Source organism: Metasolibacillus meyeri, from assembly GCF_003049505.1.
GTDB classification, from domain to species: domain Bacteria; phylum Bacillota; class Bacilli; order Bacillales_A; family Planococcaceae; genus Metasolibacillus; species Metasolibacillus meyeri.
In genome coordinates, this window is record NZ_PYWN01000129.1 from 1 (window position 1) to 2,212 (window position 2,212).

The 2,212-nt window shown below is 38.2% G+C and carries 3 protein-coding genes; all 3 read left to right on the forward strand.

The genetic code is table 11. The features are described 5' to 3' along the window. Window positions 1–434 (forward strand): PaaI family thioesterase (locus C9J34_RS17015; RefSeq protein WP_107841377.1); only part of this gene is annotated, 434 nt, incomplete at its 5' end. A 344-nt stretch (window positions 435–778) separates the two neighbouring features. Next, window positions 779–1,585: a HipA domain-containing protein gene (locus C9J34_RS17020; protein WP_107841378.1), complete on the forward strand. Its 807-nt coding sequence runs from the start codon at window positions 779–781 to the stop codon at window positions 1,583–1,585. Beyond that, window positions 1,578–1,973 carry a hypothetical protein gene (locus C9J34_RS17025; RefSeq protein ID WP_107841379.1) on the forward strand — a complete coding sequence of 132 codons (396 nt, stop codon included), beginning with the start codon at window positions 1,578–1,580 and terminating at the stop codon, window positions 1,971–1,973. The genes C9J34_RS17020 and C9J34_RS17025 overlap by 8 nt, the downstream gene beginning before the upstream one ends. Window positions 1,974–2,212: the final 239 nt, after the last annotated feature.

Genomic DNA, 2,212 nt, shown 5'->3' on the forward strand with positions numbered 1-2,212 from the left:
GGTGTTACGGCTGTGGTCGACTAAATAAAGATGGACATCACCTTCGAACAGGCTGGGAAGAAGAAAAGACTGTTACTATTTTTACACCTGACTCAAAATATATGGGGATTCCTGGCTTTCTATATGGTGGAATTCTCGCATCATTGATGGATTGCCATGGCACAGGCTCTGCCTCCCTTGCTTTGCACCGTAAAAACGGGCATGAAATTGGTGATGGCGCTGAGCCTCCACGCTTTGTAACGGCTAGTCTCAATGTCGAATTTCTAAAACCAACACCACAGCATGTTCCATTAAAAGCTGTTGGAACCGTTGAAGAAATCCATCCGAAAAAATGGAAGGTAGATGCCGAGATTTATGCTGAAGATACGCTTTGTGCGAAAGGGACAGTCGTTCTTGTTGTGATGCCTAGTACTTTTCTAAAGACTGATGGTTAACCAAAAAGCAAGCTCAGATACCCATTTGCCCCTGCGGATACTCGTCATAGAAGTACCGCCATTTTTTGAAAGGTTGAAAATACTGATTTTAAAACTCTTTCTCTAAAATTCAAGTTGTTTGGAAAGAATATAAATGTTGCAGAGAACTTGTTGGAGGAATCTTATCAATAAATAGTACTTGTGACGAATGGCTCAAAAAAATTCCTCATCATACCTAATATATTTGACGAGTTAATTCAACACATACTATAATAATTGTAACGATTAAGCCCGTGTTCCTTCTGAGAACCGGGCTACTTTTAGTTTTAAATAGAAAAAACTCAAGTAAAATGGACGTGAGACGCATGGAAACTATTCATATACCTGCTGATGCAGTGCGCATTATTAGTACATCTAGTAAAGGAGACCAATCCAAATGGCGCGTTGGTGATAAGTGGGTCAAACAAAATACACGTGGCTATGAAGGGCAGGCTGAAGTGTTAGCTTCGTTTGTTCTCGCTCATTCTACGTTACAAGAAAAAGAATATGTAAAGTACTATCCTTGCAAAATTGTATTACCCGATGGTGAAACATTTGTAGGTTGTTACTCCCATGATTTCAGAGGAACACTTCAGGAAGTCACGCTTGAACGTTTATTTGAAGCAAACTTTACCTCAACAGACCCGATTTTAAACGATAAATCTTTATCAACTCATGAAAAGTTTGAGCAAATCATGCAGCAGGTGCAAAATTTTACAGACCTGAATGTACGACAAGAAATTGCTCGATTACTTGCCTTTGATGCACTGATTTTAAATGAAGATCGTCATACCAATAACATTTTGTTTTTATATAATCCCGTTAAGAAATCGTGGCAGCTCGCTCCAATTTTTGATAATGGGCTAAGCTTACTATCTGACGAAAGAGATTATCCATCAGGTAAACCGCTAACGATTTTAAAGCGTAAAGTAAAAGCGAAACCCTTTAACTCTAGCTTTTTAAAACAACTTGCCCTTTATACAGGGCCAGCTTTTATTGATAAAGCAGCGTTACTGGATGCTCTTGAATCAAGTCAGGTTGATTTTGGTCGTGCAAAACAAGTCTTACTATCGCAACTAAATGATTTAAACTTAAAACAGCTTTTCATCGAAAGAAGTGAAATAAATGATTGATTATATGAAATTTGATGTGATGTGGATGGACGATGTAATTGCCTCAGTCGATTTGAAGCCTGCAAATGGCGGCACCCCATATGTCATCAACTATATTGACGATTTTAATAAGCAGTTTTCACCAAATATGGAAGGGCATATTACGCTTGAAGAATTGGAGAAATGGCTGAAGTGGCGTACATTCCCACCAACACGTGCAAATGCCAATGAACTTCTAGAAAGCTTGGGTATGCAAGCGTATAATCGATGGGGCATTGTGCGAAAAACACATGGTGTCATGGCAGACGATGAGATTTGGCTTCGTTTTAAAGGTGAACATTTGAAGCATAAAGACGTATGCCTACGTAAAGAGCTTTATTATCCTAATACGCCAAGTGAAAATACTTAATGTTAAATACTTTTGCTCCTAATACGACGTTATTTGAGTGATTATTTTCCCTTTACAACATAAATAAAAATAAAAAGTTGTGCAGAAAGCAAAGGTTACTTTCGAACAACTTTCTATTTTAGTAAAATGTGTGAGCTGTTTTGAAATTGAAACTAGTTCCAAAGTCCTTATTCGCTCATCAAACCTGAACTACTCCCTGTCAAGTAGACAATTAAATCCGCCCATTTGATTCGGGTGGG

Bases quoted from the DNA above. Each gene is read 5' to 3' on its own strand.
- C9J34_RS17020 (WP_107841378.1), top strand. From the start codon at position 779: ATGGAAACTATTCATATACCTGCTGATGCAGTGCGCATTATTAGTACA.
- C9J34_RS17025 (WP_107841379.1), top strand. From the start codon at position 1,578: ATGATTGATTATATGAAATTTGATGTGATGTGGATGGACGATGTAATT.